Annotated in this window: 17 protein-coding genes and 1 pseudogene; 5 read left to right on the top strand and 13 right to left on the bottom strand. The window is 66.3% G+C overall.

Translation table 11 applies throughout. The features are described from left to right. Window positions 1-2: 2 nt before the first annotated feature. Genes ACCC97_RS09840 through pilV form a run of 4 tightly spaced genes read right to left on the bottom strand, consistent with a single transcriptional unit; the run spans window position 3 to window position 6,605 of the window. A complete protein-coding gene (locus ACCC97_RS09840) occupies window positions 3-4,370 on the bottom strand; it encodes a pilus assembly protein (RefSeq protein WP_413332534.1) in 4,368 nt (1,455 codons plus the stop codon). Between the two features lie 15 nt (window positions 4,371-4,385). Beyond that, the gene (locus ACCC97_RS09835; protein ID WP_413332532.1) at window positions 4,386-4,988 is read right to left on the bottom strand and encodes a PilX N-terminal domain-containing pilus assembly protein; all 603 of its coding nucleotides are present in this window, start codon (window positions 4,986-4,988) and stop codon (window positions 4,386-4,388) included. Window position 4,989: 1 nt separating this feature from the next. Next, on the bottom strand, window positions 4,990-6,006 hold the full coding sequence (locus tag ACCC97_RS09830; protein WP_413332530.1) for a PilW family protein: 1,017 nt from the start codon (window positions 6,004-6,006) through the stop codon (window positions 4,990-4,992). After that, window positions 6,003-6,605 (bottom strand): type IV pilus modification protein PilV, encoded by a 603-nt coding sequence (pilV, locus tag ACCC97_RS09825; RefSeq protein WP_413332529.1) that lies wholly within the window; start codon window positions 6,603-6,605, stop codon window positions 6,003-6,005. The genes ACCC97_RS09830 and pilV overlap by 4 nt, the downstream gene beginning before the upstream one ends. A 187-nt stretch (window positions 6,606-6,792) precedes the next feature. Here pilV and ACCC97_RS09820 point away from each other — a divergent pair, with 187 nt between their 5' ends. Then, window positions 6,793-8,439 (top strand): PglL family O-oligosaccharyltransferase, encoded by a 1,647-nt coding sequence (locus ACCC97_RS09820; RefSeq protein ID WP_413332527.1) that lies wholly within the window; start codon window positions 6,793-6,795, stop codon window positions 8,437-8,439. A 23-nt stretch (window positions 8,440-8,462) separates the two neighbouring features. Here the strand turns inward: ACCC97_RS09820 and moaC are convergent, their stop codons facing one another. Beyond that, window positions 8,463-8,945 carry a cyclic pyranopterin monophosphate synthase MoaC gene (moaC, locus tag ACCC97_RS09815; RefSeq protein ID WP_007828763.1) on the bottom strand — a complete coding sequence of 161 codons (483 nt, stop codon included), beginning with the start codon at window positions 8,943-8,945 and terminating at the stop codon, window positions 8,463-8,465. 54 nt (window positions 8,946-8,999) lie between these two features. On the opposite strand from moaC, the gene ACCC97_RS09810 reads away from it, so the two are divergent. After that, a complete protein-coding gene (locus tag ACCC97_RS09810) occupies window positions 9,000-10,562 on the top strand; it encodes a M48 family metalloprotease (protein ID WP_413314229.1) in 1,563 nt (520 codons plus the stop codon). Between the two features lie 9 nt (window positions 10,563-10,571). On the opposite strand, the gene ACCC97_RS09805 is transcribed toward ACCC97_RS09810, so the two are convergent. From ACCC97_RS09805 to ACCC97_RS09795, 3 genes are all read right to left on the bottom strand, one after another. Continuing rightward, entirely contained in the window at window positions 10,572-10,928 is a 357-nt protein-coding gene (locus tag ACCC97_RS09805) for a phage holin family protein (protein ID WP_007828766.1), read from the bottom strand. Window positions 10,929-11,016: 88 nt separating this feature from the next. Further along, window positions 11,017-11,481, bottom strand: coding sequence for a hypothetical protein (locus tag ACCC97_RS09800; RefSeq protein ID WP_007828775.1), 465 nt, complete (start codon window positions 11,479-11,481; stop codon window positions 11,017-11,019). A gap of 78 nt (window positions 11,482-11,559) precedes the next feature. Next, window positions 11,560-12,309, bottom strand: coding sequence for a TerC family protein (locus tag ACCC97_RS09795; protein WP_042672689.1), 750 nt, complete (start codon window positions 12,307-12,309; stop codon window positions 11,560-11,562). A gap of 496 nt (window positions 12,310-12,805) precedes the next feature. On the opposite strand from ACCC97_RS09795, the gene ACCC97_RS09790 reads away from it, so the two are divergent. Both ACCC97_RS09790 and ACCC97_RS09785 read left to right on the top strand, forming a co-directional pair. Further along, window positions 12,806-13,279 (top strand): DUF3717 domain-containing protein, encoded by a 474-nt coding sequence (locus ACCC97_RS09790; RefSeq protein ID WP_007828781.1) that lies wholly within the window; start codon window positions 12,806-12,808, stop codon window positions 13,277-13,279. Between the two features lie 2 nt (window positions 13,280-13,281). Beyond that, complete coding sequence (locus ACCC97_RS09785; protein ID WP_007828783.1) at window positions 13,282-13,587, top strand: putative signal transducing protein; 306 nt, start codon at window positions 13,282-13,284, stop codon at window positions 13,585-13,587. A gap of 10 nt (window positions 13,588-13,597) precedes the next feature. On the opposite strand, the gene ACCC97_RS09780 is transcribed toward ACCC97_RS09785, so the two are convergent. From ACCC97_RS09780 to purB, 4 genes are all read right to left on the bottom strand, one after another. Further along, a complete protein-coding gene (locus ACCC97_RS09780) occupies window positions 13,598-14,158 on the bottom strand; it encodes a YaeQ family protein (RefSeq protein ID WP_413332524.1) in 561 nt (186 codons plus the stop codon). A 47-nt stretch (window positions 14,159-14,205) separates the two neighbouring features. Further along, on the bottom strand, window positions 14,206-16,341 hold the full coding sequence (locus ACCC97_RS09775; protein ID WP_413332612.1) for a TonB-dependent receptor family protein: 2,136 nt from the start codon (window positions 16,339-16,341) through the stop codon (window positions 14,206-14,208). A gap of 97 nt (window positions 16,342-16,438) precedes the next feature. Then, window positions 16,439-17,572: a PepSY-associated TM helix domain-containing protein gene (locus tag ACCC97_RS09770; RefSeq protein WP_413332522.1), complete on the bottom strand. Its 1,134-nt coding sequence runs from the start codon at window positions 17,570-17,572 to the stop codon at window positions 16,439-16,441. Window positions 17,573-17,703: 131 nt separating this feature from the next. Further along, complete coding sequence (gene purB, locus ACCC97_RS09765) at window positions 17,704-19,083, bottom strand: adenylosuccinate lyase (RefSeq protein ID WP_007828788.1); 1,380 nt, start codon at window positions 19,081-19,083, stop codon at window positions 17,704-17,706. A gap of 128 nt (window positions 19,084-19,211) precedes the next feature. Between purB and ACCC97_RS09760 the strand changes: the two genes are divergently transcribed. After that, entirely contained in the window at window positions 19,212-19,823 is a 612-nt protein-coding gene (locus ACCC97_RS09760; protein WP_007828789.1) for a glutathione S-transferase N-terminal domain-containing protein, read from the top strand. 271 nt (window positions 19,824-20,094) lie between these two features. Here the strand turns inward: ACCC97_RS09760 and ACCC97_RS09755 are convergent. Further along, window positions 20,095-20,319: pseudogene (locus ACCC97_RS09755) on the bottom strand (hypothetical protein); the annotation flags it as partial.

Here is a 20,319-nt window from a genome sequence, read left to right as displayed (position 1 = left end):
ATTCACGATCCGCGCTTCAGGTCCAGGTAGTTGTTGATCTGTCGCCAGCTCAGTCGTCCGGCGGTGATGATGACGCTCGTCTGCCCGTTGTTCCCCGGTCCGCCTGCGGCATTGCCAACACCGCCGGAGCCTTGCGCAATCGTCTGGCTGGTGATCTTCTTCTTGCGCCGGCCCGTGCTGTCGCTGATGCTCTCGACCGTGGACGCCACTTCGATCACCAGCGGCTGTCCCATGATGCCCACGGTCGATACGCTCCGGGTCCCGATGCCGGTGTCCACGTCGATGATGTATGAGTTGCCGCTCCCGCCGCTCACGCCACAAGCGGCAGCGCCGCCCGAGGTTCCGGGAATCAGGCTGCCGAAGACCAGCGTGCTGCCTGTCAGCAATGCCCCGCTGACCTGGCGTTCGGTGCTGGTGGCGTAGTCCATATACCAACCCGAACTCACAGTCGACGATGTCGTGAGGTCGCTCGTGGCACGGCCCCACGTGAAACTGGGCACGGTGATTGCGCCTGATGTGTCGATGCTGGCCGCCTTGAGACGTGCGCGTCCGCTGATGGCCCCGCTACCGACGGGCGTGGCGTCGGCAACGGTTGTGCCGTCGTCGTACAGCACATAGAACGAGTTCTGCGCCGTCGATGATCGGTCATCTGTTTCCAGATACTTGCCGGTGCCGAAAGCCACCTGGACCGCGTTGACGTTGTTCGTGGCAGCCACCAGCGTGGGGGCCATGCTGATCGGCTGCACGTTGCCCGCGCTGTCCTTGGCAACGAAGAGCGGATAGGGCGCGTTGCTGCTGCTGGCATTCTTGAACGCCGACAGGTTCGCCATGTTCCACTCGGAGGTGCCGTGGCTGCGGAAGTCGAGCTTCCACATGTTGCCGTGCAGGTCGCCCGCATAGATCTGCGCCACTTCACGGTTGCCGCCGGTCGCGATTGCCGCCTTGAAGTTCAGCACGCCGGTGGGCTTGGTCACGGCCAGCGTGGCGTTGAAGGGCAGCGCCACCTTGTAGTAGTTGCTGCCAAGGGTCCATGCAGTCTCGGGCGCCTTCGACAGGTCGAGCAGGAACAACGCGGGATTGCCGGTGCTGTAGTTGTTGGCGGAGTTGACCTTCGTGTAGTTGTTGACACCGCTTGCCACCACCGCAAACCACTTGTAGGTCGCCGTCGTGGCCGTCGGTGCGCTGGTGCGCATCTTGAGAATCTGCGGCTGACCAACCACGAAGCCCATGTCTACGTCGTCGTCCTGCGTGAACTCCCACATCACCTTGCTTGCGCTGAAAGACGTCGGGTCGGTCACGTCGAGCGCAAACACACCGCGCCCGCCCGCGCCGGTGCCGGACACCAGCACCGTCTTCCAGTCGTCGGAGGTGCCGGCCGAGCCCACTTGCGCTTCTGCAACCACTGGCGGGCCATCGACATAGCTCTGGTGGTTCGACACATAGTTCGCGTCGGTGAGTGCAGCCAGCTTGGGCGTCATCCAGCTCGGGATGTAGCCAAACAGTTCGTCGCCCGTACCGGCGTTGAAGGCATGCAACATGCCGTCGTTGGCGCCCACGAACACGGCCGCGGTACGGTTGAGGTTGGCCGTCCTGAAGGCCGCATAGCTGCTGGAGTTGATGTTGTTGGCCGGTGCCCCCGAGTACACGACGCCCGAATTGATGATGTCGCCCAGCAGCTTGTTGTTGCGGCGCCGGAACGGCGATCCTTCCATGGCGTTGCTGCCGCGAAGGTAGTTCACGCGGTCGGAGCCCAGCGCGTCGGCGGTGGCTGAGGGCGTGATCTTGTTCAGGTCGGTTTGCTGGGCTGTGGTCAGCGAACCCCACAGGAACGAGCTGGCTTTGGGCACCGCATTGCCTGGCCGCCCGACGACGATGTTGCGCGAGGTTGCCGGCGCGGAAAGCAGAGCCAGGCGCGACGAGGCAGACCAGGTGGGCGTAGGTGAAATGCTGACGCTGCCGTTGGTGATCGTGATCGACTGGGCCAACAGGTCGCCGCTCCAGTCGCTGGTGTCGAAGGCGCCCTGGTAGACCGAGTTGCTCGTCTGCAGCGACTTGGACTGCACCGCGCTGCCGGCAATGCTGCGCGCGGAAGTGGAGGCCCGACTGAAGATGCTGTCGAACGCACTCAGCACGCTGCGCGCACTGCTCTGCAGGTAGTAGGTGCTGGCCTCGCCCGTACGGGCGCTGTCCTGCCAGACGTTGGCATCGACCGTGCCGTCCTGCCGCTTGAACGGGTTGCCGAAGGTGTTGAAGGGCTTGCTGCCGCTGTTCGCCGGATCCGATTCGAAGCCGCCGTACTTCGCCGACGTGAAGAACTGGTTGCGGTTGCGGCGGGTGGCATCGTCGTTTTGAGCGCCGTACTCGTTCACGTCGAAGAAGAAGCTCTTCACGCGCAGACCAGGGCGTTGCATGCTGGTCTGGGCAGTCCAGTCGGTGCCTCGGATATCGTGCGTATGCGCCCAGTACGAGTAACCGATGATCGCTTCGCCGCGTGGGTTGGTGTTGACGCTGGGGTTGCCCGTAGTGTGCTGCTGAACGTTCTGCCCGTCGAAATAGGTGGTGTCCACGCCTTTCTCGAAGTTCTGGGCTGCAGTCGTCCAGGTGGCCAGGTTTGGAATGTTGGCCGCCACGTTGGCAGCTGGGTAGCGGTTGCCATCGTGGGTGTTGATGTCGCCAATGACCACGATGTTGCTCTTCAGGCACGAGTAGTTGCTTGAGCTGGAGCGGCCATCGCCATACGGGTCGTTCCAGGTAGTGAACACCGGGTACCCGTCGTACATGGCCGTCGTCATGTTGCTAACGGCGATATCGCTTGGCTGCAGGCCCTGCAGATAGCGCAGCGACTCGTAGTAGAGCTCGCTGACCGGGTCGTACTTCTTGTACTGGCCGGCCACGCCGGTGCGTCCGAACTTGTTCAGGTAGTTGATGACGCCGCTCACTCCGAAGCCGGCGTTTGTGCCCGTCAGCGTGCTGCTATCGGGGTTGGCGGCAAAAACGCCGGTCGTCGCGTTCCACTCGGCCGCGGCGTTGCCGCCGGTTGGCGTGTTCTCGATGCCGTTGATGTCGTAGGTCTTGGCGCCGACGTATTTCATGGGCGCGCGCAGCACACCGCCATAGCGCCCGGGAGGGGTGTCGGCGCTGTTGGTCTGGTCGAGCAGGTAGCCGAAGGCGGACAGGCGCAATTGGTCGCTGTACTTCTGAACCGTGCCGGTCGGCTTGAAGTTGCCGCTGGGGTACTTGGTGCAGAAGGTGTAGTCGCGACTGTCGATCAGGTTGCCCGCAGCGTTCTTCTCGCAGACCTTGACGCGCGAATAGAAGAACCCGTCGCTGTTGAGGCCGGTGGCTGGCCGGGGAGTGGTATTGGAGGCGACCGAGTAGCAGGCCTTGACCGTGCCCGGCACCGGATCGGTGAATACGGCGTTGGTGCAGGCCGCACTGTTCGTGAACTGGCCGACCATCCAGCTCGTGCCGGCGCCATACCAGATCTCCATTGAACTCTTTTTGAAGTCGCACTTACCTCCCTCGTCGGCACACTTGACCGCCGCAGTCGGCCTGTTGCCGCTGAAGGGGAACGGCGCCGTTCCTGTCGAGTTGGTGCTCAGGTTGTAACTGCTCGTGTCGGTGCAACTTCCGGCCTTGCCCGTCCCGAAGTAGATCCGGTTCAAGGTGTTGGCCACCCAGATGTCGTTGGTGCCGGCCGCATTCACCATGCTTTGTGGCACCGCTCCCCAGTAGGTGCCGGCGCCGCCGCCATTTCGCGTCAATTGCTTGGCGGGAAAATTGGTGGAGTTCCACATGCAGATCGGATCGCCGTTGGGGAGCACGGCGCGCTGCAGGATGGTCAGGTCGGTGTTGTCGATATAGCGATCGCCACCCGACAGCGCCAGCCGCAGCATGTCGATGGCCGAGCTGCTGGCCCAGTTCAGGAAGTTGCCGCTGAAGCCGTCATCGCATTTGCGGTCGGTGCGCGTGTTGGTCAGGATGCGGTCGAAGCGCTTGTAGTCGGCGGCCGAAAGGCCGGTGGCCGGCGTCTCGGTGGGCGCGTTGTTGTACGAGTAGCAGGCTTTTGCATCGTAGTACCCGATGTACTCGTTCAGATTGCTGTACGTGTTGTCGGTGTCGCCGCCGGGCGTGTACTGCGCGCCCACGGTCGGGTACTCCACCGACAGCGCGAGCGCGAGTACCGGCTTGTCGCCGGACGTTGTGGCATAGAGCGGGTCGCTGGCCAGCGCGATGGCCTTGATGTTGGGTGCCGTGCTGGAGATGGCCGCAAAGGAAAGCGCGAGCGTCGCGGCCACCGCCGGAAAGGCAAGCCATGCCAGCGTGCGCGGACGCGCGAACCAGGGCCGGGATTTTGAGTTGGATTTCATGGAAGGCGGTTCGCTTCAGTCGCGATAGATGATCTGGACGACACCCTGGATGTCGGCCCGGGGGCCGAAGCCCATGGCCGTCACTCGATAGATGTAGCTGGTTGTGGCGCCCGAGATGTCGCGGTTGGCCGGGTCTTCGATCGGCTCGATCACGTAGCGCGGCGCCTTGACGGGCTGGATGCCGGTGGTGCCGGCTGGAAAGCTGCGTCCCGTGAAATCGCCGTACGCGGCTGTCTTGGCGCTGTTCGTCGCAGTGAAGTCGACGGAGAGCCAGGCGGGCTGGGCTGTCGTTTCGAGCGTGCACAGGCCCTTGCTGGTGCCGGAGCTGCCACAGCCGCTGACAAAGGCGTTGGTATTGGCCATGTTGGTGAACACAGCCCGGCGGTTGGAGGAGGAGGTATTCGGGCCGTGGATGTCGAACTCGGCATCCATCAGGGCGGCTTCGGCCGACTGCCAGGCCACCTGCATGTCCCGGTCATTCCGGGAGCTGCGCTCGCCCATGGTCGCGATCTGCGCCGCGCCCACGCCAAGGATCGACACGATCACCAGCAGCAGCAGCACGATGATCAGCGATACGCCGCGCTGGTCGACGGAACGGGAGGAAAGTGCGTGTCTCATGTCAGAGCCCCTGGTCGTTGCGCAGGTGGATCGTGAAGGTCAATGTCTGGCGCAGCCGCCCGTCCGGCGTGGGCTGGAAGACCGTGCCCGGATCGTTCGTGGCATCTGCGAAGGCGCTGCCGGCCGTACCGGTCGCGCTGCCCTTGGTCGGGCCGAATGGATAGAAGGTCTGCGTTTGCGAATCCTGAGCGGCGCCCTTAGCGCTGCGCAGCACCATGCCAATGCGCACGCTGCGCACCCGGCGCCAGTTCGCGTTGGTTGCGGTGCTGTTGCCGTCTACGACGATCTGATCGGCGCGCAAATAGGCATTCGGCACGTTCGGTGATGCCGCGCCCGCCGCCGTCACTGTCTTTGCCGTCACGCCATCGACCCCGTACAGCACCTGGAAATTCTCGACGCCCTGCACGATGGGGCTCGACAGCCATGCGCTGGTGGCCGAGTCGTAGTACGTGCACATGAGCGTGGGCTCGCCCTGGTTGACGCCGACGGAGAAGACGCTGGCCATCAGCGTGTCGCGCGCAGCGGTGGTGTTGATGTCCGCCACCGTCGCCGGCGCGTTGCCGGCGCAATCGATCATGGTCTTGTCAGCGTCTGTCGAGCTGACTGTCATGGTGTGGATCTGGGCCGGCTGGTAGCGCATGATGAGCACGTCGCTACCCGTCCCCGCCTCCGTCGCGGGCCGCGCGGTGGACGAGGTCAGCGGGCTGGTCAGGTTCACCTTGGCGTTGTTGAAGCCCATGATGCTCGGCGCCGGGTCGGTCGTCGTGGGTTGGCGGGGGGTTGCCGCAAAGAACACATCCCGGTAGCCGGTCTGCACGCCGATGCGCTGGATCATGTCCGCGGCGAACCGGCCGTTGTCGCGCAGTTGCGAGGCGGCATCGACCGTGGTGAAGCCGCGTCGGGCTACGGTCAGGGCGGACACGGCCGCCAGCACTACCACCAGGCCCACCGCCATCGCGACAAGCAGTTCGATCAGTGTCAGGCCGCGAATGGCGCGGCGGAGTGGAGTGGCGCTCACAGGGTGCTCCCGGGCGTGACCGGAAGAACGACGGAAGGTCGATCCGACGCCTGCTGGACTGTCGAATCCCCCGTCTTCAATGACGGGCGGCTCCAACCGATCTTGACGAGGATCGGGTCGGTGTTGTCGGTAGAGGTGCAGGACCATTGCGCGGTGCCGTCCGAAGCGAAAGGGGCCGTGTCGCGGCAGATGCTTACTCGAGCACCTGGCAGCGCATCGCTTACCCGCGCCAGCCAATCGGTGAGTTCGGCTTGTGCGACGGCTGCCTTGTCGGTTCCGCAGTTCTGGCCGATCGACAGGCAGTAAGACGCAGTGGGAGGCGCCAACGGGTTGGACGAGATCTCGCCGATCAGATAAGGATTGGCGGTGGCGAGCAGCGCCTGGTCCTTGTTGCCGCGCATCATTTCCGCGAGCTCGCGAGCGAGCACCACGGCCGTCGATTGCAGCCGTGCGTCGCGATTGGCCTGCAGCGATCCAGCCTGAAGGCCGACCATGCCGAGCAGGCCGAACGAGAGGACGACGATGGACACCAGCACTTCGACCAGCGTGAAGCCGGCACCGCGGCGAACGTTTCGGACGTGGCGAGACAAGGAGTTCATCGGGGGCAGGGCGCGGACGCGGCTATATGTGAGTAAACGTGCCTGAATGTGGCTAAATGTGAACAGCGATGATGCCGCAGGCCTTTGGAAGCGTGCGTGCCGCTCGTCGGCCCCCGGCAACCGCTCGGAAATATTTGTTGCGAGACTGTCAGAGGTGCGTGCGCCTCGACGTTGCACAATTCCGCCGATGCCCTCCCTCAGCGCGGCACTGATCGCCCTTCCTTTTTTGTTTCCATGGGTGGCCGGTCCGTCCGTCAATGTCTGGCAGCTGCTTTGCGCGTGGGCCTGCGTTGCCTTCTTGCTGCTCCTGGGGGACGCGAGGGAAAAGATGCCGGGCGGCGGCGTGCTGTGCTGGCTGGTGCTCTGCGCTGTTTGCATCGCGCTTTTCCGTGGCGACGTGCCGGGCTATTGGGTCCCGGCCTGCGCCGCGATGGCGGTCATCGCGATGGCGGCGCTGGTGGGGGCACGCATGTCGAGTGCAGCCGCCGCTTCTGGCGCCCTGGCGTGGGGAATCCTGGCCGCGGGTGTCGTCAGCGCCATCCTCGGCCTGCTCCAGTACTACGGCCTCGCCGAGCCCTTGGGCCCCTGGACCACCTCGCCCCCGCTCGGCCAGGCCTACGGCAACCTGAGGCAGCGCAACCAGTTCGCCACGCTGATCAGCATGGCGCTCGTCGCGGCGCTGTGGCTCTACGCCGTGCAGGCTTCGCCGCGCAAACGGCGCGGGTTTGTAGTTGCTGCCTTGCTGTTGCTGGCAGCCCAGGCGGCATCAACCTCCCGGACGGGTTTGCTGCAACTGCTGTCGATCATTGGCGTCGCGAGTGTTATCGCCTGGAGGGAGCGCCGGAGTGTTCCTGCATCGGCCGGCCCCCGTGTTTTCAGCTTGCCGGCACCGGCCGTGCTGCTGGCCGCGATTCCGCTCTATTTCGCCATCTGCTGGGTGCTGCCGCACCTGGTGGCTGGCGGCGGGGTGGAAGGAATGCTGCAGCGCCTCGAGAAGGGTGCGCCCGATGACCACAGCCGCCTGATCCTCTGGCACAACGTGCTTGCGCTGATTGCCGAGCGTCCCTGGACGGGCTGGGGCTGGGGCGAACTGAGCTTTGCCCACTACAGCACGCTGTACCCGGGCCCGCGATTCTCCGAAATCCTGGACAACGCCCACAACCTGCCCCTGCATCTGGCCGTCGAGCTCGGCATTCCCGCGGCCGTGCTGATCTGCGGCGGCTTCGTCTGGATGGTGCTTGCCGCCAGGCCGTGGCGCGAGCGCGATCCGGCGCGCCTGATGGCCTGGGGCGTGCTGGCCATGGTCGTGCTGCACAGCCTGCTCGAGTACCCGCTTTGGTACGGGCCGTTCCAGTTGGTGTTCGGCCTGTGTCTCGGCATGCTCTGGCCGGGCCGGACGCCTGCCCGATTCCCGAAGGTGCGGGGGGTGTCTGCCTTCGCTGCGGCAGCGCTCATGGCGATCGTCGTGTACGCAGGCTGGGACTACGTCCGCATCAGCCAGATCTATATGCCGCGCAGCGAGCGCCTGCCGGCGTACGAGGACGACACGCTCGCCAAGCTGCGTGGCTCGTGGCTCTTCGCCCGCCAGGTGGATTTTGCCGAGCTGACGCTCACGACGGTGACCCCCGCCAACGCGGCCGACATGCACGCACTCGCCGAACGCACGCTGCACTTTTCACCGGAGCCGCGCGTCATCACCAAGCTGATCGAAAGCGCCGAGTTGCTTGGGCGCGAAGACGAAGCGCGGGCCCAGGCCGAGCGTTTCAGGATCGCCTTTCCCGCGGCGTTCAATCGCTGGCTCGAGGAGCCTGCGGGCGATGCGCCGGCGCCTTGAACATCGGGGACTTGCCCGGTGACTTAACCCGCCACCCAGCTCCCCGACTTTCCCCCATGCTTCTCCAGCACGTGCACATCGGTAATCCGCATCCCCCGATCCACCGCCTTGCACATGTCATAGATTGTCAATAGCGCCACCTGCACCGCCGTCAGCGCTTCCATCTCCACCCCCGTCGGCCCGACGGTCTCGACGGTCGCCGTGCAGGCCACCTGAGGCGCCGCCCCCGCATCGGCGATCGCAAACGCCACCGCCACGCGCGTCAATGCCAGCGGATGGCACAGCGGGATCAGGTCGCTCGTCTTCTTCGCCGCCTGGATGCCCGCGATGCGTGCGATGCCGAGCACGTCGCCTTTCTTGGCCGTTCCGGACTCGATCAGCGCCAGCGTCGCCGGTTGCATCTCGATGCGGCCGGTGGCCACGGCCACGCGGTGGGTGGCGGGCTTGGCGGCCACGTCGACCATGTGGGCCTGCCCCTGGGCGTCAAAATGGGTGAGAGAGCTCATGTGTGAACGATCGGGTTGGAGGTGCATCATACGAGCCCGAGCCACAGACGAGGAATGCCGCGCTTGACTCCACGACACCCCAGAAAACGCCAGCTGAAGCCCGCCCTGCGGTCGCTGTGCGCTACGTTCCTGATAGCTTCACAGGTGCTGTTGCCAACTTCGGCCCTGGCGCAGATGCAGGTGCTGCCCGGCCTCGGCGACGGCGGCGAGATGACCGCCAGCGCCGAACGCCACCTCGGCGACCAGATCGCCCGCGAGCTGTACCGCGACACCGACTACATCGACGACCCGGTGATCGCCGCCTACGTGCAGGACATCTGGCAGCGCCTGCTGGCGGCGGCCCGCGCGCGCGGCGAGCTCACGCCCGAGCTCGACGAGCGCTTCGCCTGGACGATCCTGCTGGGCCGCGACCGCAACATCAATGCCTTCGCGCTGCCCGGCGGCTACCTGGGGCTCAACCTCGGCCTCGTCGCCGCGGTCGGCAGCCGCGACGAGCTGGCCACGGTGCTGGGGCACGAGCTTTCGCACGTCACGCAGCGCCATATCTCGCGCATCATGACCCGGCAGGGCAAGCAGATGCCGTTGATGCTCGCCGGTCTGATCCTCGGGATGATCGCGGCCGGCAAGAGCCGCAACGGCGATGCCGGCCAGGCCGTGATGATGGGCAGCCAGGCGCTCTTTGCGCAAAACCAGCTGAGCTTCTCGCGCGACATGGAGCGCGAGGCCGACCGCATCGGCTTCGGCGTGATGACACAGGCCGGCTTCGCGCCGCAGGGCGCGGCCGCGATGTTCGAGAAGCTGCAGTACGCCTCGCGCCTCAACGACAACGGCTCGTACCCCTACCTGCGCAGCCATCCGCTGACCACCGAGCGCATCTCCGACATGCAGGGCCGCTTTCAGTTCCGCATGGACGCGGCGCCGCCGGTGCCGTTGGCGATGGACCACGCCATGATCGCCTCGCGCGCCCGCGTGCTGACGCGTCCGGGCGTCGACGTGCTCCGGCTCTGGGTCGAATCCGCCTCCAGCGGCGAGTTCGCGAAGAGTTCACCGGCCCAGCAGGCCGGCACGCTGTACGCGGCGGCGTTGTCGGCCAGGGAAATGCGCGACTACAAGACGGCCCGCGCGATGGCCGAGCGTTTGGCCGCGCGCACGGCGGACGATCCCGCCGCGGCGAAGCAGGCGCGCTGGCTCGGTGCGGAGATCGAGCTGGCCGCGGGCGCAGCGCCGAAGGCGGCCGCGCTGCTCGATGCCAGGTCGAAGGAGCGGCCCGAGATGCTGCTCGCGGCCGAAGCCGCGGCGGCAATGCGACAGCCCGCACCGATGGTTCCCGTGCTGCGCGACTGGGTCGCCGCGAACCCGCGCGATGCGGGGGCGTGGCATGCGCTCGCCACCCTCTACGGCGCGCAGAACGACACGCTGCGCGCGGTGCGCGCCGATGCCGAGGCGAACGTGGCGATCCTCGACTACCCGGCCGCGCGCGACCGCTTCAAGGCGGCCCAGGAAATCATCCGCCAGTCCAAGGTGGTCGATCACTACGAGGCGTCGATCGTCGACACCCGCGCACGGGCCGTGGAAGTGTTGGTGAAGGAGCAGGCGGCCGAGCCGCCGCTGAAGTAGCGGCTCCGCTCAGCGCCTGCCGGGTACCAGCCCGCCCAGCGCGGCCTCGATCAGCAGCCCCAGCAGCGAATACAGCAGCGAGCCGATCAGCGCGGCCAGGAAGCCGTTGACGTGGAAGCCGCCGAGCAGCCCCGACGCGGCCCAGAAAAGCAGCGCGTTGATCACGAACAGGAACAGCCCGAGCGTGATGACGGTGACTGGCAGCGTCAGCACCACCAGCACTGGCCGCACGACCATGTTGAGCAGGCCGATCACCGCGGCCGCGATCAGCGCGGAGCCGAAGCTGGCGACCTGGACGCCGCTGTAGAGATAAGCCACCGCCAGCAGCGCGACGGCGCTGAGCAGCCATTTGAGGATGATGCGCATATGGCAGGCAGGATACCCCAGGGCCTGCAAAACAACGAGCCCCGGTGCGTTGCCGTACCGGGGCTCGTCGAGGGAGTCTCGTCCTGCCTTACTCGGCCAGCTCGTTCGCCAGCACCAGCAATGCACCCATGCCCATCACGGCGCCGGGAAAGGCCCAACCCGATTGATGGGCCGGTGTCTGCTCCGGCGTCACCGGTTCCAGGTCGACGCCGATCTTCGGGCGGCGCGCATCGACCACGTGGACGGCCGAATGCTCGCGCTTGAGCTGTGCCGTCAGTTCGGCCAGCGGGCCCTTGGCCAGCACCGGCGTCACCTGGCCGCCATTGCGCTCCAGCAGCGGCAGCATCTGCGCCTGCACCTTGCTGAACCACTTGGCGCGCCAGTTCTCGCGCGCGCTGTGGCTCACCCACTTGCTGATGCGATGCGTCATGCGCGGCGCACAGGCCACCAGCACCCAATGGCGTGCCACGACGCTGTTCGCGTCCGGCGCAAGTTCGGCGAACTGCTCACAGGCGTAGGTGACGTCGTCGACATAAAGAATGACCTTTTCCATGGGTGCTCCTTCAGGTAGTTAGAGTGACAGAGACTGGTTCGGACACGAAGTTCGGGGCAGGGAAGCGACCACCGGCGTTCAGCCGGCCGTCACTGCCTGTTCTTCGGACTTGTTGCGGGCATGCCGCGCGGCCACCCACTTGCCGATCGCCAGCACCAGCAGCGCACCGGCCACGCCGGCGGCGTACTTGACCACGTCGGTCTGCGGCACCTTCGGCACCCAGGTCCAGGCGGCGCTGTTCGCCAGCGCGGGGTCGGACACGGCCATCGTGCCGGCGATCCAGCCCAGCAGCATGCCGCCCAGCGTGATGATCATCGGGAAGCGGTCCATCAGCTTGATGACCAGCTGGCTGCCCCAGACGATGATCGGGATGCTCACGAGCAGGCCGAAGATCACGAGCGGCATCTGGTGGCTGTCGCCTGCACCTTGGGCGGCACCTGCAATGGCGATGACGTTGTCCACGCTCATCACGAGGTCGGCCACGATCACGGTCTTGACCGCGCCCCAGAGCTTGTCGCTGCCGGTGATGTTGCCGTGTGCGTCGTCATGATCGGGGGCCAGCAGCTTCACGCCGATCCACAGCAGCAGGATCGCGCCCACCAGCTTCAGGAACGGAATGGCCAGCAGGGTCAGCGCGAAGAAGATCAGGACCACGCGCAGCACGATGGCGCCGGCGGTACCCCACAGGATGCCCTTGGTGCGTTGGGCCGGCGGCAGCTTGCGGCAGGCCAGCGCGATGACGACGGCGTTGTCGCCGCCCAGCAGGATGTCGATCATGATGATCTGACCGACCGCGACCCAGAACTCCGGGGTCATGAACATTTCCATAGATTCCTCTTTTGTCTTCGCGCCCCTGTCTCTCCCTTCAGAGGCGACGACGGAGGCGCATGCAGATGCGTTTCGATTCATCCCATGCAGGGAAGGTCGAAAGCGAGGAATGAAGGCCGGGTGACACCGGGGGCTCCAGAGACTGGCGACGCTTCGACCAAACCTGCACAGGTTCAAATCGAAGGTCTCGCTCGACAGCGCTGCGTGCGAGTGCACGTACGTTGTCCGACAGGCCGGAAGTGTTTTGCTTCGTATTGACGACCTGACGATTCGCGCTGCGGTGGACAGCGGTCGGGAGCTACTCCCCTTCGTGGGGGAATTAGAGCATCGAAGTTCGCGGCGGCGCAATCGAAAGTTTTCAGGGATTTAAAGAGAACCGCTTCAAGAGGCGCATGAACATTAGCGACGGCGCTCTTGTTTTGGTAGCAATCTTGTCCCTTCGCCGCTTCGGGACATTGCCGGACTATGATCGCCGTCCGCTGCTTTTTCATGCCCCATGGCCGCCATACACATCACCGACATCGAGGCCGCCATCAACCACTGGCGAGAGAAGACGCCGTCGCCCGACGGCGTCACGCTCGGCCCTGAATTGCGCGCGCTGGCCGAGGTCTACGCGCTCATGGTCTTCCATCACGAGGACGAGGTCGACGAGCTCGGTTTCCCGCCCAAGGCCTGGGCCGCGTGGATGGCCTGGTACGAGAGCACGCCCGACACGCCCTGCATCGCGATCTGCTCGACCAGCCAGGGCGACGACGAATGCAAGGGCTGCGGCCGCAGCTTCGACGAGGTGCAGCACTGGCCCGCCATGACGCCCGTCGAGAAGCGCGCCACGTGGCGCCGCATCACGATGGAAGATTCCGCCTGGCGCTTCAACCGCTATGCCGAACGCGCACGCGAGGCCGAGCCCCCGCCGCCATCCGCGGCCGAGCCCGAATTCGACCCCGACGACGAGAAGAACTGGGCGCCCTGAGCATGCGCCGCCTCGCGCAAGCCCCCAACCTCGCGATCGCGGCCGTGTGGGTGCACGCCTTGCGCGAAGAGGGCGTGGCCGCCACCGTGCAGCGCGAGTTCCTCGGGGCGGTGATGGGCCAGCTGCCGCCCGACCAGTGCCTGCCCGAGATCTGGATCGACGACGAAACCCAGTTCGACCTGGCCAGGCGCCTGCTGCATGAACTGCAGCACCGCCCGCAGCGCAGCTGGCGGTGCGCGTGCGGCGAGCAGGTCGAAGGCGGCTTCGAGCAGTGCTGGCAGTGCGGCGCGATGATGCCGGCGGCTTAGCCGCGCGGGCCTACTTCCACATGAGCAACTCGACGTCGATGCTGTTCACCCCGTCGCCCAGCGTCAGCGTGTTTTCCTGGATCGTCGCCTGCAGCTGCATGCTGCGCTGCGCCAGCGCGGCCAGCGCCTGCGAGGCATTCGTCGGCACGCGATAGACCTTCAGGTTCTGCGGCCGCGTGAGCTTGTTCTCGATGCCGCGCCACCAGATCTCGGCCGCGTGGTTGAAGCAGTAGACGATCACCTCGTCCGCCTTGCCGCAGGCCTTGATGATGGGCTTGTCCTCCGGCTGGCCGACCTCGATCCAGATCTTCACTTCGCCCGTGAAGTCGCGCAGCCAGACGTCGGGCTCGTCGACGTTCGACAAACCGGCGCCGAAGGCCAGCGTGCCGTCGCCGTTGCACACGTCCTGCAGCTGGTGCGCGTTGAGCGCGAGCGCGACGAGCCGGATCATCATGCGTTCGTCGGTCTCGCTGGGGTGGCGCGCCAGGGTCAGCGCATGGTCGGCGTAGTAGCCGTGGTCGATGTCGGCCACCGCGAGGGTGGCCTTGAAGATGGTGGATTTGAGGGCCATGGGTGCGCGAGTGTATTAGTTGGGCCCGATCGCGCACCCGCCGTGCGTCAGAACGCCACCGAAGCCTGCAGGTAGACCGTGCGCGGCTGTCCCACGTACTTGCCGCCGTTGTTGTCCACCGAGCGGTTGAAGTAGCGGCGGTCGAAGAGGTTCTTCACGCCCACCGCGAGCTTCAGGTTGCTCATCGATGGGCCGAAGTCGTAGGCCGCGCGCAGGTTCATCGTGGCGTAGCCGGGGATGTCGCCCAGCCGGCCGGTCGCGTCTTCCAGCGTGACGTACCTTGCGCCGTCGTCCGGCGAACCCGGCGAGCGCTGCTTCGACTGCGCGTAGATGTCGGCGTTGAAGGTCCACGGCCCGCGCTCGTAGCGCGCGCCCAGCGTCGCCACCTGGCGCGAATAGAAGGGCAGATCGCGCCCGGCGAAGGCGCCGGCCTTCGAGATGGCCTGCGTGTACGTGTAGGTGCCCGACACCGACAGCCCCTTGAGCGAGTCGCTCAGCGTGCCGAGGTCGTAGCGCAGCGCCGACTCCAGCCCGCGGTGGCGCGTCGCGCCCAGGTCGGTCCACTGGCCGACGTCGCCGGTGATGGAGCGCGCCAGCAGCAGCTCCTTGTCGAAGTTGATGTTGAACAGCGTGAGCTCGCCGCTCCAGGCCTCGCCCTTGTAGTGCGTGCCGATCTCGTACGTCTTGGCCTTCTCGGGATGCAGCCCGGTGGTCGACTGCGCGAGCTGCGCGTACTGCTGCGGCCCGAACGAGACACCCGCGTTCGCGAACACCGACCAGCGATCGCTCATGCGATGGAGCACCGACAGCGTGGGCAGCCATTCGTCCGAGTCGATCTTCGGATGGATCGCGTTGGTGACGCGGCCGTTGGTGAGGCTGTAGACATCGTTGAACGAGCGGATCGATTCGTGGCGCACGCCGGGCGTGATCGTCCAGTTGCCGAAGTCGATGCGGTCGTCGATGTAGAACGCGTGCGCGGTCGTGCCCCCCTTGCTGGTCTGGTAGGCCGGGTTAGCCAGGCCGAAGGCGTCGAAGCCCGGGCGCGGCTGGTAGTAGGCGCTGCGCGTCGCGACTTCGGATGCCTCTTCCTTCAGGTAGCGGTAGCCGACGCTGACTTCCTGCACCACGCTGCCCGAATCGATCAGGCGCGAGTAGCGGGGTTCGACCGCGAAGGTCTTGTAGTTGCGCGGCGCCGAGGTGAGGCGGCGCCGGCCGCTGCTCGCACCGGTGCCTTCCTGCTCGAGAAAGCTGCTGCGGTAGGAGTCCGTGTAGTAGGTCAGCATCTCGAACTTGTTGATGCCGTCGTTGTGCGTGTACTTCACCGAGCCGTCGGTGCGGCGGCCGGTGAACTCGTCGAAGGGGCGGTCCGACTGGAAGGGGTTGGCCGCGAACTGCGCCGTCGTCAGGCCGCCGGGCATGCGGCCCTTGCCCTCGAAGTGGTGCAGCGTGACGGCGACGTCGTCGGTCTTCGAGATGCGGTAGGCGCCCTTGAGCATCAGGTCGTCGATGCTGGTGTGGTCGTTGCTCTGGCGGAAGCCGTCGCCGTGCGTGCCCGAATACAGCAGCGCCAGGCCCAGGCCGTTCTCGTTGGTGCCGCCGATGAAGAGGTTGGGCGTGGTCTTGGTGCCGCCGCCGTGCCCGGCGCTTTCCACGCCCACGTTCACCTCGCCCGAGAACTGCTTCGGGATCGCGCGCGACACGAAATTGATGATGCCGCCCACGTTCTGGGGGCCGTAGCGCACCGAGCCCGCGCCGCGCACCACGTCGACCGCTTCCAGGTTGCCCAGCGACAGCGGTGCCAGCGACAGCTGCGGCTGGCCGTAGGGCGCGTAGGCCAGCGGCACGCCGTCGAGCAACACGGTGGAGCGCGGCGACAGCCGCGAGGTCAGGCCGCGCACACCCACGTTGAGCGAGATGTCGCTGCCGCCGGTGCCGTTGCTCTCCTGAACCTGCACGCCGGGCATCTGGCGCAGCACGTCGCGCACGTTGGACGAGCCGCTTTCCTGGATCTGCTTGCGCTCGATGATGCTTCGGGCACCGGGGTGCTCGAGCACCTTGGTTTCGCTGGGGCTGCCGAGCCAGTCGCCGGTGACGGTGACGGTTTCCAGCGACTTGGCGGCGTCGGCGGCAGCGGGCTCGGCCTCGGCGGCGAAGCCCTGCAGGCTCAGGGGAAGCAGCGCCATCGCGATGGCTGTGCGTTTGCGTGTGAACAACAAGGGAGATTCCTCCTGCGGTTTTTTTTGATGGTGAAGAAGTGGGTCGCGCGCGGCGTGGAGCCGTTCAGGGCGCCGTCCTGCCTCGGGCAAGCGCGTCGTTGTCGCGGGCGGCGCTCGCCACGGCGCGCCGGCGCCACCACAGCCAGACGCCGCTCAGGCCCAGGCCGCCGAGCGCCAGGCCCAGCAGCGCCGTGAGCGTCTCGTGCAGCGGGCCGCCGAGCTCGCCGGTGTGCAGTGGGTAGATCACCGCCACCGCGCCGTTGCCCGCGTCGAGGTCCTGCCACTTGCGCGCGGCCAGCACCTCGCCCGTCACAGGGTTCAGCCACACCGAGCCGATGCCGTTCGGATGCGGGTCGTCCGAGAGGCGGAAGCGCACCCGCATCGGCCGGCTGGTCTTGGCGGGCACCTGGATGAAGCCGATGGGCTGGCCCGGGTACACCTGCCGGGCGCGGGCCACGAGCTCGTCCAGCGGCAGGCGCGGGCCGGCCGCCGCACCCTTGGCGATCATCGGCGGCTTCAGCGGCTGCTGCCCCATCGCGCGGGAGATGGCATCGCCCAGCGGCCGCCACGCCATGTACGCGCCCGTGGCCACCGACACCGCGATCAGCAGCCCGAGCACCGCGCCGCCGGTGCGGTGCAGGTCGAACAAGCCGCGCAGCAGCCCGCGGTTCAGCACGATGCGCAGGGACGGCGGCCAGCGCGCCGGCCACCACAGCACGATGCCCGTGACCAGCAGGAACAGGTAGGCCAGCGCGGCGAAGGCGAGCACGCCCTTGCCGGTGTCGTCCAGCAGCAGGCTGCTGTGCAACTCGAACAGGATGTTGTAGGCGCCCTCGTGCGTGCCGCGCCGCCCCTGTTCGGCGCCGGTGGCGGGGTCGAGGTAGAGCGTGCCTTCCCACTTGCCGCGCACCAGCACCCACAGCGTGTCGGTGGGCTTGCGCGGTGGGCGCAGCGTGAAGTTGGCGTCGGGGCCGAACTCGGCCGCGAGGCGCTGGCGCAGGGGCTCCAGCGGCAGCGCGGCCGTGGTGGCATCACCGGCCGAGCGGGCGATGAAGAAGTCGGGATGCGCCTGGCGGTCGAGCGGCAGCGCCATCACCAGCACGGCGCCGAGCAGGGCGGTGAGTGCGAGGATCGGACCGAGCGTGAGGCCGATCCAGCGATGAACCTTGAGCCAGAGGCGTCTCAGAGGGGTGCGCATGACCAACAGAGGAGCGGCGGGCCCCTCGGAGAATGTTGTTGGCTGGCGCCCCGCGGGGGCGTTGGCTGGAAAAGATAACCACCGACGCAAAACAGCCGCCTTCAGGCGGCTGGTGCATCGATACAGGAAGCCTAAATTCTACTGGCGAGTTCCGCCGCCTTGCCCACGTAGCTGGCGGGGGTCATGGCCAGCAGGCGGGCCTTTTCCTCCTCCGGAATGGCGAGCGAGCGGATCAGTCCGTGCAGCGCCTCGGCCGTCACGGTCTTGCCGCGCGTCACTTCCTTGAGCTGCTCGTAGGCGCCCTGCACGCCGAAGCGGCGCATCACCGTCTGGATCGGCTCGGCCAGCACTTCCCACGAGGCGTCGAGGTCTTCGGCCAGCGCTTCCTCGTTCAGTTCGAGCTTGCCCAGGCCGGTGGCCAGGCTCGCGTAGGCCAGCGTGGCGTAGCCGAAGGCCACGCCGATGTTGCGCAGCACCGTGCTGTCGGTCAGGTCGCGCTGCCAGCGGCTGATCGGCAGCTTCTCGCTCAGGTGGCGCAGCACCGCGTTGGCCAGGCCCAGGTTGCCCTCGGCGTTCTCGAAGTCGATCGGGTTGACCTTGTGCGGCATCGTCGAGGAGCCGATCTCGCCCTTCTTGAGCCGCTGCTTGAAATAGCCCAGGCTCACGTAGCCCCAGATGTCGCGCGAGAAGTCGATCAGGATCGTGTTGATGCGCGCGACGGCGTCGAACAGCTCGGCCATGTAGTCGTGCGGCTCGATCTGGATGCTGTACGGCTGGAAGTTCAGGCCCAGGCCCAGCGGCGCGGGCGTTTCGATCACCTTGCGGCTGAAGGCTTCCCAGTCGAAGTCAGGCCAGGCGGCCAGGTGGGCGTTGTAGTTGCCGACCGCGCCGTTCATCTTGCCCAGCAGCTGCACCGCGGCGATCTGCGCGCGGGCCTTCGACAGGCGCACCGTCACGTTGGCGATTTCCTTGCCGACCGTGGTCGGGCTGGCGGTCTGGCCGTGCGTGCGCGAGAGCATCGACACGCCGGCGAACTGGTGCGCCATTTCGCGCAGCTTGGTGATCAGGCCGTCGATGGCCGGCAGCACCACCTTGTCGCGCGCGGCCTGGATCTGCAGGGCGTGGCTGGTGTTGTTGATGTCCTCGCTGGTGCAGGCGAAGTGCACGAACTCGGCGGCCGCGAGCAGCTCGGGCCGGGCTTCGAACTTGGACTTGATCCAGTATTCGACCGCCTTCACGTCGTGGTTGGTGGTTTTCTCGATTTCCTTGATGGCCAGTGCGTCGGCTTCGGAAAAATGGGACACGAGGCCCAGCAGGTACTTGCGGGCGCCGCCCGTGAGGGGCTTGAATTCGGCGAAGCCGCAGTCGGACAGCGCAATGAACCACGCCACTTCGACTTGCACGCGGCGGTGCATATAGCCCTGTTCGCTCATCAGCGGGCGCAGTGCCGCGAGTTTGGCCGCATAGCGGCCGTCAAGGGGGGAGAGGGCGGAGACGGTGGAAAAGCTCATGCCCGAATTTTAGGCGGCCGCCGGTCCGTGGGGTGGTCCCGACAGATTGGGGCCGATTCGGGCTCCGGTTTCCCCGTTCACCTAAAATGACTCTCAACAAACGTCATTTAAGCAGGGAGAGAGTCTTCATGAAACTGATCGGATCCGCCGCCAGCCCTTATGTGCGCAAGGTGCGCGTGGTGCTGGCGGAGAAGCGGCTCGATTACCAGTTCGTGCTCGAGGACGTTTGGGCCTCCGACACCACGATCTCCCATTCCAACCCGCTCGGCAAGGTTCCCTGCCTGATCATGGAAGGCGGCGAGGCGATGTTCGACTCCCGCGTGATCGTCGAATACCTGGACACCCTCTCGCCGGTCGGCAAGCTGATTCCCCAGCAAGGCCGGGAGCGCGCCGAGGTCAAGACCTGGGAGGCGCTGGCCGATGGCGTCATGGACGCCGGCGTGCTCTGGCGCCTGGAAGCCACCTGGGCCGGGCGCAGCGACGGCGAACGCAGCGCAGCCTGGATCGAGCGCCAGCGCAACAAGGTTGAGGGCGGCATTGCCGCGATGGCCAAGGGCCTGGGCGACAAGCCTTTCTGCAGCGGCATCCATCTGAGCCTGTCGGACATCGCGGTGGGCTGCACGCTGGGCTGGCTGGACCTGCGCTTTCCCGATATCGACTGGCGGGGGGAGCACGGCAACCTGGCCAAGCTGTACGACAAGCTGATGCTGCGGCCCAGCTTCATCGACACCAAACCCTGAAAAAAGGCGCCGCGAGGCGCCTTTTCAACGTCTGCGGCTGGAAGACAAAAATGCTGCGAGGCGCCCCGACGCGAAGGAGGGAGGGAGGGAGGAGGAGAAGAATCGCCTCGGGATTTCGACCGGACGACAAGCACCCGGAAGACCTCGCAACATGAAAACGGGTGGGCAATCGCTGCCCACGCGATTTAGGAGCGCGGCATCCGCTGCACGGTTCCCGCTCGTTTGGTAAACGTTTGTGTCGCCAAATTCACCACGACCGGACGTGTCGGTGTCAATTGGGTCCGAGCTGCTTCTCGATGACGTTCACGAAGCCGTTCTCATCGGGCGCCGTCATGCTCGACCACGCCTGTACGACCTTGCCGTCGCGGCCGATCAGGTATTTGTAGAAATTCCACTTCGGCGTGGTGCCCGAGGCCTGCGCGAGCTGCTTGAACAGCGGATTGGCGGGGGGGGGGGGGGGGGGGGCCCGGGGGGGGGGGGGGGGGGGGGGGGGGGG

Source organism: Variovorax sp. Varisp85 (assembly GCF_047304045.1).
Classification (GTDB): domain Bacteria; phylum Pseudomonadota; class Gammaproteobacteria; order Burkholderiales; family Burkholderiaceae_C; genus Variovorax.
Note: the sequence above shows the minus strand (reverse complement) of the source record. Positions and strands in the feature narration are given on the sequence as shown.